Source organism: Kitasatospora sp. NPDC006697 (assembly GCF_042869935.1).
Classification (GTDB): Bacteria; Actinomycetota; Actinomycetes; order Streptomycetales; family Streptomycetaceae; genus Kitasatospora.
In genome coordinates, this window is record NZ_JBIAGU010000014.1 from 142,503 (window position 1) to 165,293 (window position 22,791).

A 22,791-nucleotide genomic window follows, 5' to 3' on the forward strand; every position below is an offset into this window, starting at 1 on the left:
GCCGGGGCGCCGCAGCGGTGCGCTCCACCCCGCACCGCACCAGCACTCGCGAGTGCTGCCAGTGAGTCGATTCAGTCCCCCTGCCCGGTCTCCCCGATTGACCGCCAGGTCGGCTCGCCCACCCCAACCCCCTTTGACACTTGGGAGTGGACATGACCCGGATTCCCACGGAGCCCGGCACCACTGAAGCCATCCCCCCGCAGGCAGGCACCCCCACGCCCGCATCCGCACCCTCACCCTCACCGAAGAACGCCCTGGACGCGTACTTCAAGATCTCCGCCAGAGGCTCGACCTTCGGCGCGGAGATCCGCGGCGGCCTCACCACCTTCATGGCGATGGCCTACATCATCCTGCTCAACCCGCTGATCCTGAGCGGCGCGGACGTGACCGGCGCCAAGCTGGACCACGCCCAGCTGACCACCGCCACCGCGCTGGCCGCGGCGGTCACCACCCTGCTGATGGGCGTGGTGGGCAACGTGCCGCTGGCGGTCGCGGCGGGCCTCTCGGTCTCCGGCGCGGTCTCCGCCCTGGTGGTCCCGCACACCACCTGGGCACAGGCCTTCGGACTCTGCGTCATCTACGGCCTGCTGATCGTGCTGCTGGTGCTCTCCGGCCTGCGCGAGAAGATCATGAACGGCATACCGCTGCCGCTCAAGCACTCGATCACCATCGGCATCGGCCTCTTCGTCGCCCTGATCGGCCTGCACAAGGCGGGCTTCGTGATGAGCGGCGGGCCCACCCTGGTCTCGCTCGGCCCGGAGGGCGAGCTGACCGGCTGGCCCGTGGCCTGCTTCGCCGTCACCCTGCTGGCGATCTTCGTCCTGCTGGCCCGCAACGTGCGCGGCGCGATCCTGATCGGCATCGCCGGCGGCACCGTCTTCGCGGTGGTCGTCAACGCGGTCGCCAAGATCCCGGGCAAGGCCTGGGGCAGCTCGGCCCCGGCCCTGCACGGCAGCCCGGTCTCGGCCCCGGACTTCGGCCTGATCGGCCACGTGGACCTGTTCGGCGCCTTCGGCGCCAAGGGCATGGGCGCGATCAGCGCCTCGGTCGCGGTCTTCACCCTGGTGCTGGCCGGCTTCTTCGACGCGATGGCCACCATCATCGGCGTCGGTACCGAGGCCGGGCTGGCCGACAGCCAGGGCCGGATGCCGGGCCTGTCCAAGGCGCTCTTCATCGACGGCTCCGGCGGTGCGATCGGCGGCCTGGTCGGTGCCTCCGGCCAGACGGTCTTCGTGGAGTCGGCCACCGGGGTCGGCGACGGCGCCCGGACCGGCTTCGCCTCCACCATCACCGGCGGCGTGTTCGCGCTGATGCTCTTCTTCTCGCCGCTGGCCGGGATCGTGCCGGTCGAGGTGGCCTCCGCCGCCCTGGTGGTGATCGGTTCGATGATGATGAGCCAGGCCCGGCACATCGACTGGGGGGACCGCGAGGTGGCCATCCCGGCCTTCCTCACCTGTGTGCTGATGCCGTTCACCTACAGCATCACGGCCGGTGTCGCCGCCGGTGTCATCTCCTACGTGGTGCTCAAGGCCGGCAAGGGCAAGTTCCGCGAGCCCGGCCCGCTGATGTGGATCCTCACCGCGGTCTTCGTGGTGTACTTCGCGCTCACCCCGATCAAGGAGTGGCTCGGCGTCCACTGACCCCCCGCCCCGGTGCGCGCCCGCGCACCGGGGCCCCACCCTCGACACAGGAGCGGACATGCAGGACATCGCCGAGCAGTTGCGGGACTGGCACGCCTCCGGGCGCCGGTTCGCCGTGGCCACCGTGGTCGGGGTGAGCGGCAGCGCGCCGCGCGACCCGGGGGCGGCGCTGGCGGTGGACGCGGCCGGGGAGGCGGTCGGCTCGGTCTCCGGCGGCTGCGTCGAGGGGGCGGTGTACGAGCTGTGCCGGGAGGCGATGGAGAGCGGCGAGCCGGTGCTGCAGCGGTTCGGCTACAGCGACGAGGACGCCTTCGCGGTCGGCCTGACCTGCGGCGGCATCCTGGACGTCTTCGTGCAGCCGGTGGTGCCGGGCACCGATCCGGGGCTGGACGCCGGGATCGCCTACATCGCCTCCGGCACCCCGGTGGCGCTGGCCCGGGTGGTGGACGGCCCGGCCGGGCTGCTCGGCGCCACCGTCGCCGTGACGGGCGGCGCGCACCACGGCACGCTCTCCACCGGCGGCCCGACCCTGACGGCCGGCCTGGAGCGCTCGCTGGTGGCCGAGGCCCGGGCGATGCTGGACGCCGGCAGGACCGGCAAGGTGGTGCTGGCGCTGGACGGCCGGCCCTGCACTCCCGCGCTCCAGGCGGACGAGTCCGCGGGCGCGGCGGCCGGCACGGTGACCTTCTTCGTCGAGTCCTACGTCCCCAAGCCGCGGATGCTGGTCTTCGGCGCGATCGACTTCGCGGCCGCCGTGGTGCGGATCGGCAGGTTCCTCGGCTACCGGGTGACGGTCTGCGACGCCCGGCCGGTCTTCGCCACCGCCCGCCGCTTCCCGGAGGCCGACGAGGTGGTGGTGGACTGGCCGCACCGCTACCTGGACTCCCAGCTGGACCGGATCGACGGCCGCACCGTGCTCTGCGTGCTCACCCACGACGCCAAGTTCGACATCCCGCTGCTGGAGCGGGCCCTGCGGCTGCCGGTGGGCTTCGTCGGCGCGATGGGCTCCCGCCGCACCCACCTGGACCGCAACGCCCGGCTGCGCGAGGTGGGCCTGACCGAGGCCGAGATCGCCCGCCTGCGCTCCCCGATCGGCCTGGACCTCGGCGCCCGCACCCCGGAGGAGACCGCGGTCGCGGTGGCCGCCGAGATCGTCGCCTCCCGCCGCGGCGGCGGCTGCCTCCCGCTCTCCGCCGGCACCGGCCCGATCCACCACGACCTCGACCGCCCGGCCCCGAGCGGCCCCGCGGTCTTCCGGGTCGCCTGACCCGGCGTCCGGTTTCCCTCGAGCATCGGCCGGGCCACGCCCAGCCGACTCCCAGGTCGCTCCCAGCGAAACCCTAGCCTGACGGTGCGTCAGAGCCGTTTCCTGAGTGCCCGCCGGAGCCATCGGCCCGCGGCGGGCACTCGGTCTTCCCCGGTGGTCGTTCGGAGCCCGTCGATGGCGGATGATGTGGCCGTGCAAAACGCAGATCAGTTCGGGTTCGCCGATGCCGCCGGCCCGCCGCCGACCCCGCCCGCCGCTGCACCGCCGTCCGACGATCCGCTGGACCTCGCGGTCCGGGCGGCCCAGGCCGGCGACGAGGAGGCCTTCCGCCAGGTCTTCCGCACGGTGCAGCCGCTGCTGCTGCGCTATCTGCGGGTACTGGTGGGAGGCGAGACGGACGCCGAGGACATCGCCTCCGAGACCTGGCTGCAGATCGCCCGCGACCTGCACGGCTTCCAGGGCGACGGCGACGGCTTCCGCGGCTGGGCCGCCACCATCGCCCGGCACCGCGCCCTGGACCACCTGCGGGCCCGCCGCCGCCGGCCCACCGCCGACCTGCCGGTCGAGGAGCTGATCGAGCTGCCCGCCGGCGACGACACCGAGGGCAGTGCGCTCACCACCGTCGGCACCCAGGAGGCGCTGGCGCTGATCGCCGGCCTGCCCAAGGACCAGGCCGAGGCTGTGCTGCTGCGGGTGGTGCTGCAGCTGGACGCCGAGAGCGCCGCCCGGGTGCTCGGCAAGCGGGCCGGCACCGTCCGGATGGCCGCCCACCGGGGCCTGCGCCGCCTCGCCAAGATGCTGGAGTCGCCCGCCGCGCTGCCCGCCCCGCGCGCGGCCACCGGCCGCCGGGCCGCCCGGTCGCGAAGAAATCCCGCCGAAGGTGTGACACCGCAGGGCGCCCCGACGCTGAAGGACATGAGATGAGCACCAACCGATCCCGACGGATCGACCGCGACACCGCCGAGCAGCTGCTGGGTGGCGACGCCGTCGGTGCGCCGGGCGGTACCGGCGCGCTCTCCCGCCTGCTCGACGCGGCGGCCGCCCCGGCCGCCGAGCACGAGCTGGCCGGCGAGGAGGCGGCGGTGGCCGCCTTCCGGGAGGCGGCTCGCCTCGGCCCGTCCCGCCCGACCCTGCCCGCCCAGAGGAGCCGCCCGATGGCCGCCTGCGCCCCGCGCCGCGTGCCCGGCCGGCGCCTCGGTGCCCGCGCGGCGGTCGCCGCGATCGCCGTCACCGCGCTCGGCGGGGTCGCCGTGGCGGCCGGCGGCGGCATGCCCGCGCTGCTCGGCGGCGACGAGCCCGCCGCGCTGCCCGCCCAGAGCACCGCCGTCTCCGCATCCGTCGCCGTGAGCTCCGGCGCCCGGCACTCCGGGCTGCCGACGGCCGGCCAGGCCCCGCAGGGCAGCGGTGCCGGCAAGGCGCCCGGCGCGAGCGGCTGGCCCTCCTCGGCCCGGCCCGGCAGCTCCGCCGACACCCCGGCCGACCCCTCCGACCAGGCCGTCTCCCCCGCCCCGCTGAGCGCCGACTCGGCGGCGGCGATGGCGCTGCTCTGCGGCCTCTGGCCCAAGGACGGCCCGGCCACCCTGGACCCCCGGTTCGAGCCGCTGACGCGCGCGGCGGGCGGCTCGGACCGGGTTCGGGCGCTCTGCGCCTCGCTGGGCCGGCCGATCGACGGCAATGGCACGCCGTCGGCCGCCGCCTCCTCCGACTCCCCGGGCAACGCCAACGGCGGCGGCCAGGGGGGCCGGAAGTCGGCCAAGCCGACGGTGAAGGCCACCGACCAGGACCAGCCGCACGGCCAGAGCACCCCGGCCACCCCCGCCGTCCCGGCCCCGGTGACCAGCACGCCCGCCCCGGCCGGCCCGACCGCCGGCCGCACCCCCGGCGACACCGGCCGCACCCGTCCCGCCGAGGACTCCGGAGGTGTCGGCAACCGTCAGTGAACCCTGGCTTCCGGCCCTGCGGCGGCTTCCCCGGGCGCGCCCCCGGGCCGGAACGGCGACGGCCGGCCGTGCATGGGCCGGCCGCCGCCGACCGTCCCGGCGACCCCTGGCCGCCGAGGCGGGACGGACGTCTGGGTCCGGCCCGGCTGGGGTCGGCCGGACCGGACCCGGACTGACGCCCCGTCAGGGCCGCTCCTTGCCGACCCGCGGCCGGCGCGCGATGGTGGAAGTCAGGGACCGGCGACGGGAGCCCGCCACCGGTCGTGGACGACCGGTGCGGCCCGGTCCGCGCCGGGGATCGAGGGCGATCGCCATGCGCACGCTGCTTCAGATCGAACTGGACACCGAGCAGAGCAACAAGCTGATCAGCTCCGGCTCCATCCAACAGACCATGGGCGAGCTGATGGGCGCCCTCAAGCCCGAGGCCGCCTACTTCTACGCCGCCAACGGCCACCGCGCGATGACCCTGGTGGTGGACCTGGCGGACGAGAGCTCGGTGGTCTCCGTCTGCGAGCCGTTCTGGCTCAGCCTGCACGCCCAGGTCCGCACCTACCCGTGCATGAACACCGACGAGCTGATGGCCGGGATCGGCCGCCTGCCGGCGAGCTGATCCCGGCGCCCGGTCACCCCGGGGTGTCCAGCCTGGCCAGCCTGCGCAGCAAGCCCGGCCAGGCCCGGCCGATCAGCCGGGTGGCCTTGGCCTCCACGGTCACCGGCACCACCGGCCTGCCGGTCCGCACGGCGGCCAGGATCTCGTCGGCCACCTTCTCCGGCGGGAAGTTGCGGCGGGCGTAGAGCTTGCTGATCCTGGCCTGCCGGGCGGCCTGCTGCTCGGCGTCCAGCCCGGAGAAGGTGGAGGTCCGGGTGATGTTGGTGTTGACGATGCCGGGGCAGATCGCGCTCACCCCGATCCCGCTGCCGGCCAGTTCGGCGCCCAGGCACTCGGAGAGCATCAGCACCGCGGCCTTGCTGGTGGAGTAGGCCGCCAGCGCCTTGGCGGGCAGGTAGGCCGCCGCCGAGGCCAGGTTGACGATGTGTCCGCCCTGGCCGCGCTCGGCCATCAGCGTGCCGAAGGCCTTGCAGCCGTGGATCACGCCCCACAGGTTGACGTCCAGGACCCGCTGCCACTCCTTCTCGGTGGTCTGCAGGAAGGTCCCGGAGTGGCCGATGCCGGCGTTGTTGACCAGCACGTCGGGCACCCCGTGGGCGGCCGCGACGGTCTGCGCGAAGGCGTTCACGGCCGGTCCGTCGCTGACGTCCACCCGGTAGGCGTGCCCGGTGCCGCCGAGCAGGCCGACCAGTTCGGCGGTCCGTTCGGCGGCGGCCAGGTCCAGGTCGCAGACCACCACGGTGGCCTGCTGGCGCTCGGCGAAGGCCAGCGCGGTGGCCCGCCCGATGCCGCTGCCGGCGCCGGTGATCACCACCAGCGGGCCGCGGCGGCCGGCGGGCGCGCCGGCCTCGATCCGGGCGGTGAACTCCCGGACCAGCCCGGCCACCAGCGGCGCCTGCTCCAGCAGCCCGGACCAGTGGCCGGCGTTCAGCCGGCGCCGGGTCAGGTCCGGCACCCAGCGCTCCAGCCCCTCGGAGAGGAACGGGCTGACGTACCGGTCGCGCTGCAGGGTGACCAGCTGCACCGGCACGGCGGTCGGCCGCTCGCGCGGGTGGCGCAGCGCGGGCCGCATGTTGGCCCGGTAGAGCTCGATGCCGCGCACCGCGTCCCGCTTCAGGGTGGCCGACGGGTGGTCGGGGTGCCGGCCGACCCCCTCCAGGTCGCGCAGCACCCGCGGCCAGGCCCGGGCCAGCCCGAACCGCCAGGCGGCGGGGGCCAGGTAGGGAAGGTGGAAGGCGGTGATGTACCAGGAGTGCACTCCCTGCACCAGCAGCTGCTTGAGGTGGCGCGGGGTGGGGCGGCGCAGCCGGTGCCGGATCCAGTGGCCCATGTGGTCCAGGCAGGGCCCGGACATCGTGGTGTAGGAGGCGATCCGGGCCTCGGCGCCGGGCTCGGTGACGGCCTCCCAGGACTGCAGCGAGCCCCAGTCGTGCGCGACCACGTGCACCGGGCGGTCGGGGCTGACGGCGTCGGCGACGGCGAACAGGTCGGCGGACAGCTGGGCCAGCCGGTAGCCGTCCCGGGCGTCGGGGGCGCCGGACTCGCCGGCCCCGCGGACGTCGTAGCGGACCACGTGGTGGTCGGCGGCCAGGTCCTCGGCCACCTGGTCCCAGACCCGGTGGGTGTCGGGGTAGCCGTGCACCAGCAGCAGGGTGGGCGCGGCCGGGTCGCCCTGCTCGAAGACGGCGAGCTCCACCCCGCCGGAGCGGACGAAGCGGCGTCGCGGGTCGGTGCGGGTCATCCGGCGGCCTCCATCAGGGTCCAGCGCCGCACGTGCGGCAGGTCGTCGTCCAGCCAGTAGGCGTCGTCTTCCGTGACGACGAGCAGTTCCTCGAACTTGATCCCGGTGTCCCGGAAGCCGATGTGCGGCTCGACCGCCCACAGTCCGGGGGTGGGGGCGTGCCGGGAGGAGCGGCCGTCGGCCCAGAGCGGGGAACGGCCGTGCAGCCGCTCGGTGATCAGCTCCCGGCCCAGGGTCTGCAGGGTGCGCAGGCCGAAGCCGAGGACGTTGACGCCGGCCGGGGCCCGGCTGGTGTTGCGGGTCACCTGATGGCCGATCACCCGGCCCGGGTAGACCTGGTGCCGGTTCTCGTAGCCGTGCGCGGCGATCTGGGCGTCGACCGCCGCGTAGACCTCGTTCAGCGGCTTGCGGGCCCGCACCTCGCGCAGGATCAGCTCGCGGTAGACCTTGAGGTCCTGGGCCAGCCGGTCCCAGACCGGGTTGTCGCCGACCTTGCCGCCGTAGCCGATGTCGGCGGTGTAGCCGTCCACCACCGGGGCGCAGTCCAGCACGTAGGGCATGCCCTCCCGGAGCACCCGGGCGCCGGCGAAGAACTGCAGCGGGGTGTGGAAGTGGCGGAAGGCGGTGCGGTCGCCGAACCAGGCGAACGGCACGTGGAAGAAGTCGGTCACCCCGGCGCCGACCAGGCAGCGGCGCAGCCGGGCGGTGGCCTGGCGCTCCGTCACCCCCGGTTCGATCCAGGCGGCGACCTGCTCGGCGCAGTGGTAGGCGAGCTGCTGCACCTCGCGGAACTTCGCCAGGTCGCGCTCGGTGTAGGTGGTTGCCATCGGTCAGACCTCCAGGACCAGGGTCTCGCCGGCCGCCGCACGGGAGACGCAGGGCAGCAGGGCGCCGGCCGCCCGCTCCCCGGCGGTGAGCCGGCGGTCGCGGTGCTCGGGCGTGCCGGCCACCACCCGGACCTGGCAGGTGCCGCAGAACCCCTGGTGGCAGGAGTAGGGCGTGCCGGGCCGGGCCTCGCGCAGCACGTCCAGCGCGGAGCGGTCGGCGGGGACGGGCAGTTCCTCGCCGCTGTCGGCGAGCCTGACGGTGAACGGGGCGCCGTCGCGCACCGGCGCGGCGCCGAACCGCTCGAAGTGCAGGGCGGCGGCGGGTGAGGCGTCCAGCGCCTGCTGCACGGCGGCCAGCATGGGGGTCGGGCCGCAGCAGTAGACGGCGGCGCCGGGCGCGGCCTTGGCGAGCAGCTGGTCACCGGTGGGCACGCCCTCGGCGAGCAGGGTGATCCGGGCCGGGTCCAGGGCCAGCAGTTCGGCGGTGTACGGCATGCTCGCGGCGCTGCGGCCGGCGTGCACGAGGTGCCAGTCCAGGCCGCGGCGGGCGGCCTCCCGGGCCATCGGCAGCAGCGGGGTGATGCCGATGCCGCCGGCCAGCAGCAGCACGGCGGGCTCGGCGCAGAAGACGAAGCCGTTGCGCGGCCGGCGGACCGTCAGCCGCACGCCCGGGTGCAGCTCCCGGTGCACCTCCAGCGAGCCGCCGCCCCCGCCGTCGATCCGGCGCACCGCGATCCGGTACTCGTGCCGGTCGGCCGGGTCGCCGCAGAGCGAGTAGTGGCGCTCGCGGCCGGAGGGCAGGGTGAGCCGCAGGTGGGCGCCGGGCTGCCAGGCGGGCAGGGCGGCGCCGGCCGGGTCGGCGAGCCGGAGCTCGGCCACCTCCTCGGCGATCTCCCGGTGCCCGGTGACGGCGAGCACCAGCGGGGCCCGGCCGCGGCTGGGCGGGCGGCGCGGGCTGCGGCGCAGCAGCGGGGCGCCCATCGCCGGGGCGTAGGCGTCGCCGAACCGGGTGAGGAAGCGCATGAAGCGGTCGGCGTGCGGGCGGCCGTAGAGGTCCGGTGGCGGGGCGGCGAGGTCGTGCCGCCAGGTGCGGCCGAAGGCGGGGGTGGGGGCGGGCTCGGTGGCCGCCGACGGGTTCTCCGGTGAGGGCATCTCGGTGGGCTCCGGGTCGTCAGCGCGCGGCCGCGGCGCGGGCGGCGGGCGAGGCGGCCAGGTAGGCGAGCGCCTGGCCGCTGTCGCCCTCCTGGGTGGGGTGGTAGCCGGGGCGCAGGTAGCGCAGCCCGGAGCGGAGCGACTGGACCGGGTCGGGCAGCAGCCCGCGCCGGGAGATCTCCCAGGCCTGCCGCCAGCTGGGCCGCAGGGTGCCGCGCAGCTCGGGGTCGGCGGCCAGCAGGTAGCGCAGCCCGCGCACCCACAGGTGCACCAGCAGCGGTCCGCCGACCAGCATGCCGCGCACCCGGCGGCCGTACCCGGAGTCGAGGTGGACCAGCAGGTCGTAGGCGACGCTGCGGTGCTCGACCTCCTCGGCGCCGTGCCAGCGCAGCAGGTCGAGCATCGTGGGGTCGGCGTCGGCGCGGTCCAGGCCGGGCGAGTTGAGCGCCCAGTTGCCGAGGAAGGCGGTGAAGTGCTCGATCGCGGCGACGAAGGCGACCCGCTCGATGACGTTCTCCCGCCGCTTGCGGGGGCTGAGCCGGGGCTTCTCGCCGAGGATCCGCTGGAACAGCCAGGCGATCTGGCGCACGTAGGGGCGCGGGTCCAGGCCCTGGCCGAGCAGGTGGTCCAGCACCTCCTGGTGGGCCTCGGCGTGGATCGCCTCCTGGCCGATGAAGCCCAGCACCTCCTCGCGCAGCTGCTCGTCGGTGATCAGCGGCAGCGCGTCCTTGAACACCTCGGTGAACCAGCGCTCGCCCTCGGGCAGCAGCAGGTGCAGCACGTTGATGGTGTGGGTGGCGACCGGCTCGTCCGGGATCCAGTGCAGCGGCAGCCGGCTCCAGTCGAACTTCACGTCGCGGGGTTCCAGCACGAGGTCGGTGTGCACCTCGGGGGCGGTTGCGGGCATGGGGGCGCTCCTGGCCTGCGTCGGCTCTGCGGTCGGGTGGTGGCAGAGCCTCAAACTACTGGCGGGTACCCCCCTGGACAAGGGGTTCGGACAACCTTATCGACAATACGTCTAATAGGATCTACCGCAGGAGCGCCCGCCGTTCGCCGGCCCCTAGCGCCGCGTCAGGCCCGCCACGAACTCCTCCAGCCGGTCACCGCCGAGGGCGAAGCCGACGTGGTCGTGGAAGTCCCGGCTGGAGACGATCAGACCGTCGCGCACCCGCAGCACCTGGATGTTGGCGACCTCGAAGCGCCGACCGGTGGGCAGGTGGTGCACCTGGTAGTCCCACTCGGCGACGACCACCTCGGGATCGTCGGTCTCCCGGACCACCACGTTCGTCGCCACCAGGTCGACCGGCCGGGCCGCGACCATCTGCTCGAACCGCGCGTCCAGCGCCGCCCGGCCCTCGATCCGGCGCTCGAAGCGCGGCTCGAAGACGATCTCCACCACGGCGTCCTCGGCGTACAGTTCGGCCAGCTCGCCGAACCGACCCGCGCTGATCCGCTCGCTCAGCTGCTCGAAGACTTCGCGCGGCGTCATGGTTTCGGACATGATCAACCCCCAAGACGGAAATGTGCCGCCAGAATCGGACTGGCGACTCCGGTTCGACGATACGGACTGGCCAGTCCGGTTGTCCAGGACCCAGGTGTGCGGAAGAGCGAGGAGCGGAGAGCGAGATGAGCGACGGTCAGAACCGCCCGCTGCGGGCGGACGCGGCCCGCAACCGGGCCCGGCTGCTGGACGTGGCCGCCACGGTCTTCGCCGAGCGCGGCGTGGGCGTCACCACCGAGGAGATCGCCCGGGCCGCCGGCGTCGGGGTGGGCACGCTCTTCCGCCACTTCCCGACCAAGGAGGCGCTGCTGGCCGCGGTGCTGGCCCGCCGGATGGAGCAGGTGGTGGCCCGCGGCGGCGAGCTGGCCGAGCGGGCCGAGCCGGCCGAGGCCTTCTTCGGCACCTACCGGCTGATCGTCGAGCAGTCGGCGGGCAAGGAGGAGTTCAGCCGGGCGCTGACCGCCGCCGGGGTGGACGTGCACCAGGCGCTCGGCGCCACCAGTGCGGCCGTCCGGGCACTGCTGGAGCGGCTGCTGGCCGGGGCCCAGCGGGCCGGCGCGGTCCGGACCGGGCTGGACCTGACGGACCTGGTGGCGCTGCTGCTCGGCACCGCGAGCGCGATGGACCAGCTCGGCCCGGACCCGGCGGCCCGCGAGCGGGTGCTCCAGGTGGTCTTCGACGGCCTGCGGCCGCCCCGGGACTGACCTCCCGTCAGACCGCCATCGCCAGCATCAGCGGCGCGGCCCGCTCGGCGAGCAGGTCGGCGGCCGCCCGCAGCCGGTGCGCGCTGCCGACCGGCAGCGACATCGCCAGGCAGCCCACCGTGCTGCCCGCCGTCACCGGCACGGCCGCGCAGACCGTGCCCAGCGCGTACTCCTGGAGGTCCAGGGTGGGCACGGTGGCGGGCTGGCGCTCCAACCGGTGCAGCAGCTGCTCGCTGTCGGTGATGGTGCGGGAGGTGAGCCGGGCGATCGGGTGCCGGGACAGGTGGTCCAGCCGCCCGTCGTGGTCGAGCTGGCTGAGCAGGCACTTGCCGATCGCGGAGGCGTGCGCGGTGGCCTTGAAGTCCACCCACTCGTGCACCGCGGGCGCGTGCTCGGCCTCGGCCACCGCCTCCACCCGCAGCTCGCCGTCGTGGTAGCGGCTGAAGTAGACGGCGGCGCCCAGCTCGTCGCGCAGCTCGGTGAGCTTGTGCTGCAGCCGGATCCGGATCAGCTGCTCCCGGTTGGCCTGGCCGAGCATGGCGAAGGTGCCACCGAGCACCCAGACCCCGTCCACCGCCTGGAGGTAGCCCTCCTCGCAGAGCAGCGCCGCGAGTGCGCGCACGGCGGGCTCGGGCAGCATGGTCTCCCGGGCGAGGTCGCGCAGGGTCGCCCCGTAGGGGTGCCGGTCCACCGACTCCAGGAGGCGCAGCGCGCCGCGCAGCGTCACGTACGGGCCGCCGGCCCCCTGGTCCAGCGTGATCTGGCGACCCGGACCCTGTGCCGGCATGGCGCTCCCCTTCCGCTGCGCTCGGACGTTCCTCGCGGTCTCCGGGCCCGCCGTCCGGCTGCGCCGGAGACCCACCTCCAGCCTAGCCACCACCGGGCCGCGGGAACCGCAGGACTCGGCAGATTCCCGCAGGTGACGGGTATTGGCCGAATGGCATATGCCGAACGCTCGGTGGACGACGCGCTCTTGACAGGCACGCCGACCGGCCCCTCCCCCACTGTCCTGGGGGGAGGGGCCGGTTGAGGGTCGGTCAGGCGGTTCGCGGGGTGACGGACCGTCAGGCCTCGTCGCCGGCCCGGAGCGCGGCGACCGCCGCGGCCAGCCGGGTGCCGTACTCCTCGTCGGCGGCGCGGAAGTGCGCCAGGTTGCGCTCGATCACGTCGTCCCGGCTCACCTGGGCCAGGAAGCCGGCCAGGTTGGCGATCAGCCGGTCCTTCTCCCCCTCGGACATCAGCCGGTAGAGCTCGCCGGCCTGGAAGAAGTCGTCGTCCTTGGTGTGCTTCGGGGTGGTGTAGCTGCCGGTGTAGCCGTTCAGCGCGACCGGGGCGGCCAGCGCGCTGTCGCTCTGGCGCGGGCCGTCGTAGGAGTTGGGCTCGTAGTTCTTGCCGCGGCCCGGCTTGTTGAGCGCCGAGTAGCCGTCCCGGCCGTAGTTGGCCGCCTCGGTGGCCTTGGGGGCGTTGACCGGCAGCTGGGTGTGGTTGACGCCGAGGCGGTAGCGCTGGGCGTCGGCGTAGGCGAAGAGCCGGCCCTGCAGCATCTTGTCCGGGGACGGGCCGATGCCGGGCACGAAGTTGTTCGGCGAGAAGGCGGCCTGCTCGACCTCGGCGAAGACGTTCTCCGGGTTCCTGTTGAGCACCAGCCGGCCGACCTTGACCAGCGGGTAGTCGGCGTGCGGCCAGACCTTGGTCAGGTCGAACGGGTTGAAGCGGTAGTCGGCCGCCTCGGCCACCGGCATCAGCTGCACGTAGAGGGTCCAGGACGGGTAGACCCCGCGCTCGATCGCCTGGTGCAGGTCGCGCTGGTGGCTGTCGGCGTCGCCGCCGACCACCTCGGCGGCCTGGCCGCCGTCCAGCGAGCGGACGCCCTGGTTGGTCTTGAAGTGGTACTTCACCCAGAACGCCTCGCCGGCCGAGTTGACCCACTGGTAGGTGTGCGAGCCGTAGCCGTTCATGTGGCGGTAGGAGGCCGGGATGCCGCGGTCGCCGAACAGCCAGGTGATCTGGTGGGTGGCCTCGGGGGCGTGCGCCCAGAAGTCCCAGACGTTGTCGGCCTCGGTGATGCCGGTGAACGGGTCGCGCTTCTGCGAGTGGATGAAGTCGGGGAACTTCAGCGGGTCCTTGATGAAGAAGACCGGGGTGTTGTTGCCGACCAGGTCGTAGTTGCCCTCGGCGGTGTAGAACTTCAGCGCGAAGCCGCGCGGGTCGCGCACCGCGTCGCTGGCGCCCAGGTTTCCGGCCACCGTGGAGAACCGCAGGAAGACCTCGGTGCGCTTGCCGATCTCGGAGAGGAAGTCGGCGCGGGTGTACCGGGCGACCTCGTCGGTGACCTCGAAGTAGCCGTAGGCGCCGGAGCCGCGGGCGTGCACCACGCGCTCCGGGATGCGCTCGCGGTTGAACCGGGCCAGCTTCTCCAGCAGCTGCTGGTCCTGGATGAGCAGCGGGCCGTACTCGCCGGCCGAGGCCGAGTTCTGGTTGTCGGCGATCGGGGCGCCGGACTCGGTGGTCAGGATCTTGGACATGATGGTCCTTCAGGAAGAGGCGGTGCGTGGAGAAGGGGCTTCAGACGCCGAGCAGGCGCCAGCCGGCGGCGGTGCGGCGGGCGGTCTCGGTGCCGTCCGGCCCGTCGGCGGGCCGCAGCCCGGCGAGGGCGGCGCGGGCCCCGGCGGGGTCGCCGAGCGGGCGGGCCGCGGTCAGCGCGGCGGCCTCGGCGCCGGTCAGCCCGGCGTCGGCGAGGGCGAGTTCGGCCTCGGCGGCGGGCAGCGCGTCGAACCAGCGCAGGGCCAGCGCGGCGCGGCCGGCGGCGGTGAGCCGGCCGGTCAGCCGCAGCCGGGCCACCCCGCCGTCGGGGTAGACGTTCATCCGCACGTGGGTGACCGGGCGGTCCGCGTCCAGCCGGTAGGTGTGCCGGGTGTCGGGCTGCAGCCGGGTCCGGGGCAGGATCGGGAACCAGCCCTCGGGGTCGCCGTCGGGGTCGCCGCCGCTCGTGGCGTCGTACCCCACCAGGTCGGCCCAGCCGGGGGCGTTGGCGACGAAGTGGGTGGTGTCCACCTCGGCGGCCAGGACCTCGCCGCCCCCGGCCAGGGCGATCTGTACCCAGTCGTTGGCCTTGTCGCGCCGACGCCGGGTCTCCCAGCCCTCGCCCATGACGGTGGCGCGGCCGGGAGCGTTCAGGTTGTGCGGGGAGGAGAAGTAGCGGTCCGAGGCGGCCTCGGCCACCCCGCCGAACTCCTGGGCGGCCAGGTCGAAGGTGAGTCCGTCCAGGTCGCGCGGGTCGGGCAGCACCTCGCCGTGCACCCGCAGCCGGGCCACCCCGCCGTCCGGCCAGATGTTCAGCCGCACGTGGGTGTAGCGGGTCGGGTCGGTGACCGCGAACTCGTGGGCGGTATCGCCCTTGAGCGCGGTGCGCGGCACGATGTCGGTCCACTCGGCCGCCTCCACCTCGGCGGGCGAGGGGTGGCCGGGGATCGAGGCGGCCTGCACCGAGCCGGACTCGGGGTAGTTGCCGGTGAAGTGCGCGGTGTCCACGATGACGCCGTGGATCCGGCCGGCCGCGCCGAGCCGGACCAGCGTCCAGTCGTGGTCCTCGTCGGTGGGGTGCGGCTGCTCGGCGCTGATGCCGCGCCGGCGCTTGGACTCCCAGCCGTCCATGATCTGGCCCTTGTGGCCGAAGGTGTGCGGCCGGAACTCGGCGGGCTTGGCGACCAGCAGGTTCTCGGCGTCGGCGAAGGTGTCCTCGTTGGTCGCCACCACCCCGGCGCCGAGCAGCCGCGAGGCGAGGTTGACCAGCTCGGTGAAGGGAGCGGACGGGGTCTGACTGTCACTCATGTGATCGCTCCTCAGCGGGTTCGTCGGTTCAGTGGGGGCGGCGCAGCTGGGCGCCGAACGGCTCCGCGGCGGTGTCCACCACCCTGCCGCGCAGCCAGGTGGTGCGCACCGCGCCGGTCAGCCGCTTGCCCGCGTAGGGGGTGACCGGGTTGCGGTGGTGCAGGCCGGCCGGGTCGACGGTGAACTCGGCGTCCGGGTCGAAGGCCACCAGGTCGGCGTCGCGGCCGACCGCGATGGCGCCCTTGGTGCCGGTCAGGCCGACCAGTGCGGCGGGGCCGGCGGACATCCAGCCGGCCACCTCGGCCAGCGTGTGGCCGCGCCTGCGGGCCTCGGTCCAGATCGCCGGCAGGCCCAGCTGCAGCGAGGCGATGCCGCCCCAGGCCTTGGCGAAGTCGCCACTGCCGCCGTAGCGCCGGAGCAGCTTGAGGTCGGGGGTGGAGGGCGAGTGGTCGGAGACGATCGCGGCGAACTCGCCGGCCGCCAGGGCCGCCCAGAGCTTGTCGCGGTTGGACTCGTCGCGGATCGGCGGGCAGCACTTGAAGGCGGTGTCGCCGTCCGGCACCTCCTCGGCGGCCAGCGTCAGGTAGTGCGGGCAGGTCTCGGCGGTGACGCGGACGCCGTCCGCCCGGGCCTGGGCGAGCAGCGGCAGCACGGCGGCCGAGGAGACGTGCAGGATGTGCACCCGGGCGCCGGTCCGCCGTGCGGTGTCGAGCAACTGCGCCACGGCGGCCGCCTCGGCGTCGTCCGGACGCGAGTTGAGGAAGTCGGAGTAGTGGCTGCCGGGCACCTGCGGCGCGGCCTCCAGCACCTCGGGGTCCTCGGCGTGGATGATCGCCAGGGCGCCGAGCCGGGCCTGCTCGGCCAGCGCGGCCTCCAGGTCGGCGGCTTGGACGTGCGGGAACTCCTCCACCCCGGACGGGGCGAGGAAGCTCTTGAAGCCGAACACGCCCTCCCGGTGCAGCCCTTCGAGGTCGCCGGTGTTGCCGGGGATCGCACCGCCCCAGAAGCCCAGGTCCACCCAGGCCTGGCCGGCGGCGACGGCGCGCTTGGCCGCCAGCCCGGCCACCGTGGTGGTGGGCGGCACCGAGTTGAGCGGCATGTCGATGATGGTGGTGACGCCGCCGGCCGCGGCGGCCCGGGTGGCGGTGGCGAAGCCCTCCCACTCGGTCCGGCCGGGCTCGTTGACGTGCACGTGGGTGTCGACCAGGCCGGGCAGCAGGGCGGTGGCGCCGAGGTCGGTGACCGGGCCGGCGAGGAGCGAGCCGTGCTCGGCGACCTCCGCGATCCGCCCGTCCCGGACCAGCACGTCGGCCGGGCGCTCACCCTCCGGGAGGACGACCCGGCGGGACCGGATCACCACGGTCGACTGCTGCATCAATGGCCTCCGTTGGCTGCTGCGAGGGGGGACGGCTGGGAGCCTAGGCCCGCCTTCAACAAAACGTCAATGTAGGAAAGTACGATGAATTCGGGGGCTCAGGGGGCGAGTCAGGCCCCGGCCAGCAGGTCCCCGGCCAGCCGCTCGCCGGCCGTTTCGGCCAGCTCGGCGGCCTTGGTCAGGCTGTCGCCGGGCTGCTCGGCCAGGTCCGTCAGGGCGTAGGCGGCGACGAAGCCGGCCTTGCGCCACTCCGACTCGGAGAGCTCCAGCCGGCCGGCCACGGCGGCCACCGGAACCCCCGCCCCGGCGGCCGCCGCGGCGACCCCGGCGGGTGCCTTGCCGTGCAGCGTCTGCTCGTCAAGGCAGCCCTCGCCGGTCACGACGAGGCGCGCCCCACGCACAGCCCCGTCGAAACCCAGCAGGTCGAGCAGCAGCTCGATGCCGGGTCGCATGGTGGCGCCGAGCAGCGCCAGGGCCGCGAAGCCGACCCCGCCCGCCGCGCCGGCCCCGGGGGCCTCGCTGACGTCGGTGCCGGTGACCCCGCGGACCACCTCGGCCCAGCGGGCCAGGCCCGCCTCCAGGACCACCAGGTCCTCGCCGTCGGCGCCCTTCTGCGGGCCGTAGACGGCGGTGGCACCGCGCGGGCCCAGCAGCGGGTTGTCCACGTCGCAGGCGACCACCACCTCCACCCCGGAGAGCAGGTCGGCCAGCGGGCCCGGGTCCAGGCGGTGCAGCCGGCGCAGGGCCGCACCACCCGGCGGGAGTTCGACGCCCTCGGCGTCGAACAGGCCGGCGCCCAGCGCCTGCACCATCCCGGCGCCGCCGTCGGTGCAGGCGCTGCCGCCCAGGCCCAGCACGATCCGCCGGGCGCCCAGCGAGACCGCGCGGGCGATCAGCTGGCCGACCCCGTAGGAGCCGGCCGCGAGCGGCGCGGTGCGGCCGCCGGGGAGCCTGGCCAGGCCGGAGGCCTGGGCCAGCTCGACCACGGCGAGCTCGTCCTTGACGGCGATCGCGGCGTCCACCGGCAGCCCGGTCGGACCGGCCACCTTGGCCGGCACCCGGGTGAAGCCGGCTGCCAGCGCGGCGGCCAGGGTACCCTCGCCGCCGTCGGCGACGGGCAGTTCGCGCACCTCGACGCCGGGCGCCGCGCGGCGGATGCCGGCCGCCAGCCGGGCGGCCACCTCGGCACCCTCCAGGGTGCCCTTGAACTTGTCGGGAGCTACGACCACATGGCCCTGGGCGGGGGTGGTGGGCATGGTGCGGGCCTCGCTTCTTGGATCGAAACTGCCGAGATCGAACGGGTCGAGCCGATCGTGCGTCAATCCTGCTCCCGACCGAGCAGTCCACGAGGGTGCGACCCCCTCCCCGCCGTTCCTCCCGTCCCGCTTCCGACGTACGGGAGGCTCCCCTCGGCGGGGAGGGGGCCAGGCAGCGCGGCGCACGACCGAAGTGCGCGGCGCGGCCGGTCTGGTACGGCCGGCGGAAGGCGGATGAGCCCCAGCCTTTCCGCCGGCCGAGCAGAGCCTCCTGGTGGCGCGGGCACGACCGGACAGGTACACACCACCAGGAGGAGCTTCTACAAGGTCACTTGACCTCGCGGCCCGCCAGCCGCTCCACGCCGCGCAGCAGCGCCGAGTGGTCCAGCGAGCCGTCGCCGTTGGCCCGGGCCGAGGCGACCAGCTGGGCGACCACCGAGCCGAGCGGCAGCGGCGCGTCCACCGCGCGGGCGGCGGCGGTGACGATGCCCATGTCCTTGTGGTGCAGGTCGATCCGGAAGCCCGGGGCGAACGCGCGGTCGAGCATGTTGCCCTTCTTCCGGTTCAGCACCGTGGAGCCGGCCAGGCCGCCGGCCAGCACGTCCAGCGCCGCCTTCAGGTCCACGCCCGCGTTCTCCAGGAAGACCACGGCCTCGGCCACGGCCTCGATGTTGATCGCCACGATCAGCTGGTTGGCCGCCTTGACGGTCTGGCCGGCGCCGGCCGGGCCGACGTGGATGACCGTGGTGCCCAGCACGTCGAAGAGCGGCTTGGCCTCGGCGAAGTCCTCGGCGCCGCCGCCGACCATGATCGAGAGCACCGCCTCGACGGCGCCGGCCTCGCCGCCGGAGACCGGGGCGTCCAGGGTGCGGACGCCCTTCTCCCTGGCCGCCGCGTCCACCTTGATCGAGGTCTGCGGGGTGATCGAGGACATGTCGATCACCAGGGTGCCCGGCTTGGCGTTCTCCAGCACACCGCCCTCGCCGAGGATGACCTGCTCGACGTGCGGGTCGGCGGGGACCATGGTGATGACGACCTCGGCGTCCTTCACCGCGTCGGCGATGCTGGTCGCGCCGTGGCCGCCCTCGGCCACCAGGGCGTCGATCGCGTCCTGCTGCAGGTTGAAGCCGGTGACGTGGTGGCCGGCCTTGACCAGGTTGACGGCCATGGGCTTGCCCATGATGCCGAGGCCGATGAAGGCGATCTTGCGGCTCATCGCGTGGTTCCTTACGAAAGTGGTGACAGGGGGGTTACTTCGCCGCGCGCAGCTCGCGCGGCAGCCACTCGAAGCTCTCGGCGCTGACGCCGGAGGCGGGCTTGTACTCCAGGCCGATCGGGCCGGTGTAGCCGGCGGCGGTCAGCCGGTCGAGCAGCGCGGCCAATTCCAGCGAGCCGGTGCCCGGCTCGTTGCGGCCGGGGTTGTCGGCGATCTGCACGTGGCCGATCCGGTCGGCGTAGGCGTCGATCACGGCCGGCAGGTCCTCGCCGTTGACCGAGAGGTGGTAGAGGTCGCAGAGGAACCTGGCGTTTCCCAGCCCGGTGGCGGCGTTGATCCGGTCCACCACCGCGACGGCCTGCGCCGCGGTGTGCAGCGGGTAGTCGGGGGCGTCGTTGCGGTTCAGCGCCTCGATCAGCAGCACGGCGCCGATCGCGTGCGCGGCCTGCGCGGCCCGGGTCAGGTTCTCCAGCGCGAGCTCGTCCTGCTCGGCCGGGTCGAGGCCGGGCACCCGGTTGCCGTAGATGGCGTTCAGCGCGCCGGCGCCCAGCGACTCGGCCAGCGCCACGGCGACCGGGATGTTCTCCCGGAACCGGTCGCTCTCGGCCGGCACCGCGGCGGTGCCCTTGGCGCCCACCGAGAGGTCGTCGAGGAGGTTGAGGCCGGTCAGCCGGACCCCGGCGTCCTTGAACGCCCGGCGCAGCTGGTCGAGTTCGGCCTCGCTCGGGGTGGTCTCGGTGCCGAACGGCCACCACAGCTCGGCGGCCGTGAAGCCGAGCGCGGCCGCGGCGGCCGGGCGCTCCAGCAGCGGCAGTTCGCCGAACAGGATCGACAGGTTGACAGTGGCGCGCCCCTTCACAGAGGCCCACGCGGAAGCGGCCGTCACGTCACTCACCCTTCATTTCCTCCCGCACCGGCTGATTTCACGATGCGGAAGACTGTTTCTGCTTGATGGAAGCTTGCCATGCGAACCCGAGGCACTGTCAAGGTATCTGCAACAATTTGTTGAAGTAGCTCCCCATCCCGCCTGACCAGCCGCTCGATACAGTGAGCGAGTGCGATTGATGGTGGAGTTCACGACAGAGCCGTTCGAGCTGGACGCCTTCCCGCCCCACGCCTCCGCCGCCCGGCGGGCGGTGGACGAGGCGGGGCTGGAGGTCTCGGTCGGACCCTTCGGCACCAGTGCCGAGGGCGAGGCCGAGCAGGTGCTCGCAGCGGTGACCAGACTGCTGCACGACAGCCTGGGGGCCGGCGCCAGCCGGATCTCCTTCCAGGTCAGCGTCGTGCCGACCGAAGAAGGAGTGGGTACCCAGTGACCGGCCCCGAGCACCCGCTCACCGCGGCGATCAAGCCGCTGCTGGACGCCGTCGGCGCGACCCCGCTCGCCGTGGACGAGGCGAAGCCGGACGACGTGGTCCTGGAGTGGGAGGGCGCGCCGGCCGTCGCGATCCGGCTGCCGCACCTGAGCAGTGCGCTGGACCGGATGCTGGCCGAGATGACCCGCCAGTACGACGGCCGGCCGCTCAGCGAGCTGGACCGGCTGGAGAAGCAGCGGGTCGTCGCGCTCCTGGAGGAGCGCGGCGCCTTCACCGTGCGGCACGGCGTCGAGACCGTGGCCTCCGCCCTGGGCGTCAGCCGATTCACGGTGTACAACTACCTGAACCGCCAGGTCGACGGCCCGAAGCCGAGCTGACCTGCGGAAAGTCTCGCCGCTGCGGCGACGGCGCGCACTTGGCGGATCGTACGTGAATCGGGCCGGCCGGACTCGGCGACCGAGACGCGACCACCAATGATTCAACAAAGTGTTGACGGCCGGGGGTGGTGGATCTAGCTTGTGCGGGTGGCACCACTCTTCAGGAGGTCCACCCGTGACCAACCACCCCCGCGCGTCGGTTGACGCGCCCGGCGCCCTCGAGGCGCTGTCGGCGGCCGAGCCCGCCGAGCTGCAGGAGATCCTGCTGGAGGTCTGCTCCAGCCCCCGTTGGGCCGCCCGGGTCGCCGCGTCCCGCCCGTGGTCCGACCGCTCCGCGCTGCTGGCCGCGAACGCCGCCGCGATGGCCGAGCTGACCACCGCCGACCTGGCCGACGCGATGGCCGGGCACGCCCGGATCGGGCAGCCCAGGGCGGGCGACGCCACCTCGGAGCGCGAGCAGGCCGGCATCCACGGCGTGGACCGGGAACTGCTGGACGAGCTCCACCGGGCCAACACCGCCTACGAGGCGAAGTTCGGCCACGTCTTCCTGATCTGCGCCACCGGCCGGACCGCGGCCACCATGCTGGCCGCACTGCGCGAGCGCTACCCGAACGAGCCGGCCGCCGAGGCCGAGACCGTCCGCGGCGAGCTGCGCAAGATCAACGACATCCGTCTCGGCCGCCTGCTGGACGAGACCCCCTGATCTACCGTCAGTTCTGACGGTCCGTCACACCCTTCAGCAGTAAGGTCACTTCCGCCATGACTGGCATCTCCACGCACGTGCTCGACACCAGCCTCGGCCGGCCGGCCGAGGGGGTCCCGGTCGAGCTGGCACTCACCACCGAGGGTGGCTGGCAGGTGCTCGGCACCTCCGCCACGGACTCCGACGGCCGGGCCAAGGACCTGCCGGCCGTGGAGGCGGGCTCGGTCGTCCGGCTCACCTTCGACACCGCCGCCTACTACGCGGCCAGGTCGCAGGAGGCGCCGTTCTTCCCCGAGGTCTCGATCGTCTTCACGGTCGCGCCCGCGCAGCACCACTACCACGTGCCGCTGCTGCTGAACCCCTTCGGATATTCCGTCTACCGCGGAAGCTAGACAGCAAGGAGCCCACGATGGCCCACGTGCTCGGTCAGAACCAGTACGGCAAGGCTGAGAACCGGATCGTCCGGGTCTACCGCGACAGCACCCGGCACGAGATCAAGGACCTCAACGTCTCGGTCTCGCTCCAGGGCGAGTTCGAGGACGTCCACCTCACGGGCTCGAACGCCAACTGCCTGCCCACCGACACCACCAAGAACACCGTCTACGCCTTCGCCAAGGAGTACGGCATCGAGTCGGCCGAGGCCTTCGGCATCCAGCTGGCCCGGCACTTCGTGGAGGACACCGAGCGCGGGGTGGTGCACGGCGCGCGGATCCGGATCGAGGAGTACTCCTGGAACCGGATCAAGACCCCGGACAGCTCCAGCCGCTTCATCGGCGCCGACGAGGTGGGCCACTCCTTCGTCCGCGACGGCGGCGAGGTCCGCACCACCGAGGTGTTCTTCGACGGCACCCGGGTCCAGGTGATCTCCGGGCTCAAGGACCTGATCGTGATGAACACGACCAACTCCGAGTTCTGGGGCTACATCAAGGACCGGTACACCACCCTCCAGGAGGCCTACGACCGGATCCTGGCCACCCAGGTGACGGCCCGCTGGAAGTACTCCTACACCGGCGAGCACGAGGAGCCGCAGCCCAACTGGAACCGCTCCTACCAGCACGTGCGCCGGCACCTGCTGGAGGCCTTCGCCGAGACCTACTCCTACTCGCTGCAGCAGACCCTGCACGCGATGGGCACCCGGGTGCTGAACAACCGGGCCGAGGTCGACGAGGTCCGCCTCGAACTGCCCAACAAGCACCACTTCCTGGTCGACCTCGAGCCGTTCGGCCTGAAGAACGACAACGAGGTCTACTACGCTGCCGACCGGATGTACGGCCTGATCGAGGGCACCGTGCACCGCGAGGGCGTGGTACCGGTGATCCCGGTCTCCTGACCCCG

At 73.8% G+C, this 22,791-nt stretch carries 23 protein-coding genes; 11 read left to right on the plus strand and 12 right to left on the minus strand.

The window, feature by feature from the left end; genetic code table 11:
- The first annotated feature begins 152 nt into the window (after positions 1 to 152).
- From ACFYNO_RS21315 to ACFYNO_RS21335, 5 genes are all read left to right on the plus strand, one after another.
- Positions 153 to 1,640 (plus strand): NCS2 family permease, encoded by a 1,488-nt coding sequence (locus ACFYNO_RS21315; protein ID WP_388014407.1) that lies wholly within the window; start codon positions 153 to 155, stop codon positions 1,638 to 1,640.
- A 58-nt stretch (positions 1,641 to 1,698) separates the two neighbouring features.
- Positions 1,699 to 2,907 carry an XdhC family protein gene (locus tag ACFYNO_RS21320; protein WP_388014410.1) on the plus strand — a complete coding sequence of 403 codons (1,209 nt, stop codon included), beginning with the start codon at positions 1,699 to 1,701 and terminating at the stop codon, positions 2,905 to 2,907.
- 192 nt (positions 2,908 to 3,099) lie between these two features.
- The gene (locus tag ACFYNO_RS21325; RefSeq protein ID WP_388014413.1) at positions 3,100 to 3,831 is read left to right on the plus strand and encodes an RNA polymerase sigma factor; all 732 of its coding nucleotides are present in this window, start codon (positions 3,100 to 3,102) and stop codon (positions 3,829 to 3,831) included.
- Positions 3,828 to 4,847, plus strand: a complete 1,020-nt coding sequence (locus ACFYNO_RS21330; RefSeq protein ID WP_388014416.1) for a hypothetical protein — start codon at positions 3,828 to 3,830, stop codon at positions 4,845 to 4,847. Before ACFYNO_RS21325 ends, ACFYNO_RS21330 begins: the two co-directional genes overlap by 4 nt.
- Before the next feature lie 313 nt (positions 4,848 to 5,160).
- Positions 5,161 to 5,457 carry a hypothetical protein gene (locus ACFYNO_RS21335; protein WP_388014419.1) on the plus strand — a complete coding sequence of 99 codons (297 nt, stop codon included), beginning with the start codon at positions 5,161 to 5,163 and terminating at the stop codon, positions 5,455 to 5,457.
- Between the two features lie 13 nt (positions 5,458 to 5,470).
- Here the strand turns inward: ACFYNO_RS21335 and ACFYNO_RS21340 are convergent, their stop codons facing one another.
- The 5 genes from ACFYNO_RS21340 to ACFYNO_RS21360 form a co-directional block, all read right to left on the minus strand.
- A complete protein-coding gene (locus ACFYNO_RS21340) occupies positions 5,471 to 7,198 on the minus strand; it encodes an SDR family oxidoreductase (RefSeq protein ID WP_388014422.1) in 1,728 nt (575 codons plus the stop codon).
- Complete coding sequence (locus ACFYNO_RS21345; protein ID WP_388014425.1) at positions 7,195 to 8,025, minus strand: M24 family metallopeptidase; 831 nt, start codon at positions 8,023 to 8,025, stop codon at positions 7,195 to 7,197. The genes ACFYNO_RS21340 and ACFYNO_RS21345 overlap by 4 nt, the downstream gene beginning before the upstream one ends.
- A gap of 3 nt (positions 8,026 to 8,028) precedes the next feature.
- The gene (locus ACFYNO_RS21350) at positions 8,029 to 9,177 is read right to left on the minus strand and encodes a PDR/VanB family oxidoreductase (RefSeq protein WP_388014433.1); all 1,149 of its coding nucleotides are present in this window, start codon (positions 9,175 to 9,177) and stop codon (positions 8,029 to 8,031) included.
- A gap of 19 nt (positions 9,178 to 9,196) precedes the next feature.
- Positions 9,197 to 10,084, minus strand: a complete 888-nt coding sequence (locus tag ACFYNO_RS21355; protein ID WP_388014436.1) for a metal-dependent hydrolase — start codon at positions 10,082 to 10,084, stop codon at positions 9,197 to 9,199.
- Positions 10,085 to 10,237: 153 nt separating this feature from the next.
- The gene (locus ACFYNO_RS21360; RefSeq protein ID WP_388014439.1) at positions 10,238 to 10,666 is read right to left on the minus strand and encodes a nuclear transport factor 2 family protein; all 429 of its coding nucleotides are present in this window, start codon (positions 10,664 to 10,666) and stop codon (positions 10,238 to 10,240) included.
- Positions 10,667 to 10,803: 137 nt separating this feature from the next.
- On the opposite strand from ACFYNO_RS21360, the gene ACFYNO_RS21365 reads away from it, so the two are divergent.
- Complete coding sequence (locus ACFYNO_RS21365) at positions 10,804 to 11,382, plus strand: TetR/AcrR family transcriptional regulator (RefSeq protein ID WP_388014441.1); 579 nt, start codon at positions 10,804 to 10,806, stop codon at positions 11,380 to 11,382.
- A gap of 7 nt (positions 11,383 to 11,389) precedes the next feature.
- On the opposite strand, the gene ACFYNO_RS21370 is transcribed toward ACFYNO_RS21365, so the two are convergent.
- From ACFYNO_RS21370 to ACFYNO_RS21400, 7 genes are all read right to left on the minus strand, one after another.
- A complete protein-coding gene (locus ACFYNO_RS21370; protein ID WP_388014688.1) occupies positions 11,390 to 12,142 on the minus strand; it encodes an IclR family transcriptional regulator in 753 nt (250 codons plus the stop codon).
- 304 nt (positions 12,143 to 12,446) lie between these two features.
- Positions 12,447 to 13,907, minus strand: coding sequence for a catalase (locus ACFYNO_RS21375; RefSeq protein WP_388014446.1), 1,461 nt, complete (start codon positions 13,905 to 13,907; stop codon positions 12,447 to 12,449).
- A 40-nt stretch (positions 13,908 to 13,947) separates the two neighbouring features.
- Positions 13,948 to 15,213 (minus strand): allantoicase, encoded by a 1,266-nt coding sequence (alc, locus tag ACFYNO_RS21380; RefSeq protein ID WP_388014449.1) that lies wholly within the window; start codon positions 15,211 to 15,213, stop codon positions 13,948 to 13,950.
- 28 nt (positions 15,214 to 15,241) lie between these two features.
- Positions 15,242 to 16,588 (minus strand): allantoinase AllB, encoded by a 1,347-nt coding sequence (gene allB / locus ACFYNO_RS21385; RefSeq protein WP_388014452.1) that lies wholly within the window; start codon positions 16,586 to 16,588, stop codon positions 15,242 to 15,244.
- Positions 16,589 to 16,698: 110 nt separating this feature from the next.
- Positions 16,699 to 17,844, minus strand: coding sequence for a glycerate kinase (locus ACFYNO_RS21390; protein ID WP_388014455.1), 1,146 nt, complete (start codon positions 17,842 to 17,844; stop codon positions 16,699 to 16,701).
- Between the two features lie 328 nt (positions 17,845 to 18,172).
- Entirely contained in the window at positions 18,173 to 19,060 is an 888-nt protein-coding gene (locus tag ACFYNO_RS21395) for a 2-hydroxy-3-oxopropionate reductase (RefSeq protein WP_388014458.1), read from the minus strand.
- A 34-nt stretch (positions 19,061 to 19,094) separates the two neighbouring features.
- Positions 19,095 to 19,955: a hydroxypyruvate isomerase family protein gene (locus tag ACFYNO_RS21400; protein ID WP_388014461.1), complete on the minus strand. Its 861-nt coding sequence runs from the start codon at positions 19,953 to 19,955 to the stop codon at positions 19,095 to 19,097.
- Between the two features lie 160 nt (positions 19,956 to 20,115).
- Between ACFYNO_RS21400 and ACFYNO_RS21405 the strand changes: the two genes are divergently transcribed.
- From ACFYNO_RS21405 to pucL, 5 genes are all read left to right on the plus strand, one after another.
- Positions 20,116 to 20,376, plus strand: a complete 261-nt coding sequence (locus ACFYNO_RS21405; protein WP_388014464.1) for a thiamine-binding protein — start codon at positions 20,116 to 20,118, stop codon at positions 20,374 to 20,376.
- A complete protein-coding gene (locus ACFYNO_RS21410) occupies positions 20,373 to 20,753 on the plus strand; it encodes a helix-turn-helix domain-containing protein (RefSeq protein WP_388014467.1) in 381 nt (126 codons plus the stop codon). The genes ACFYNO_RS21405 and ACFYNO_RS21410 overlap by 4 nt, the downstream gene beginning before the upstream one ends.
- Before the next feature lie 175 nt (positions 20,754 to 20,928).
- Positions 20,929 to 21,456: a 2-oxo-4-hydroxy-4-carboxy-5-ureidoimidazoline decarboxylase gene (gene uraD / locus ACFYNO_RS21415; protein WP_388014470.1), complete on the plus strand. Its 528-nt coding sequence runs from the start codon at positions 20,929 to 20,931 to the stop codon at positions 21,454 to 21,456.
- A gap of 56 nt (positions 21,457 to 21,512) precedes the next feature.
- Positions 21,513 to 21,848, plus strand: a complete 336-nt coding sequence (uraH, locus tag ACFYNO_RS21420) for a hydroxyisourate hydrolase (RefSeq protein ID WP_388014473.1) — start codon at positions 21,513 to 21,515, stop codon at positions 21,846 to 21,848.
- 17 nt (positions 21,849 to 21,865) lie between these two features.
- The gene (gene pucL / locus ACFYNO_RS21425; protein WP_388014476.1) at positions 21,866 to 22,786 is read left to right on the plus strand and encodes a factor-independent urate hydroxylase; all 921 of its coding nucleotides are present in this window, start codon (positions 21,866 to 21,868) and stop codon (positions 22,784 to 22,786) included.
- Positions 22,787 to 22,791: the final 5 nt, after the last annotated feature.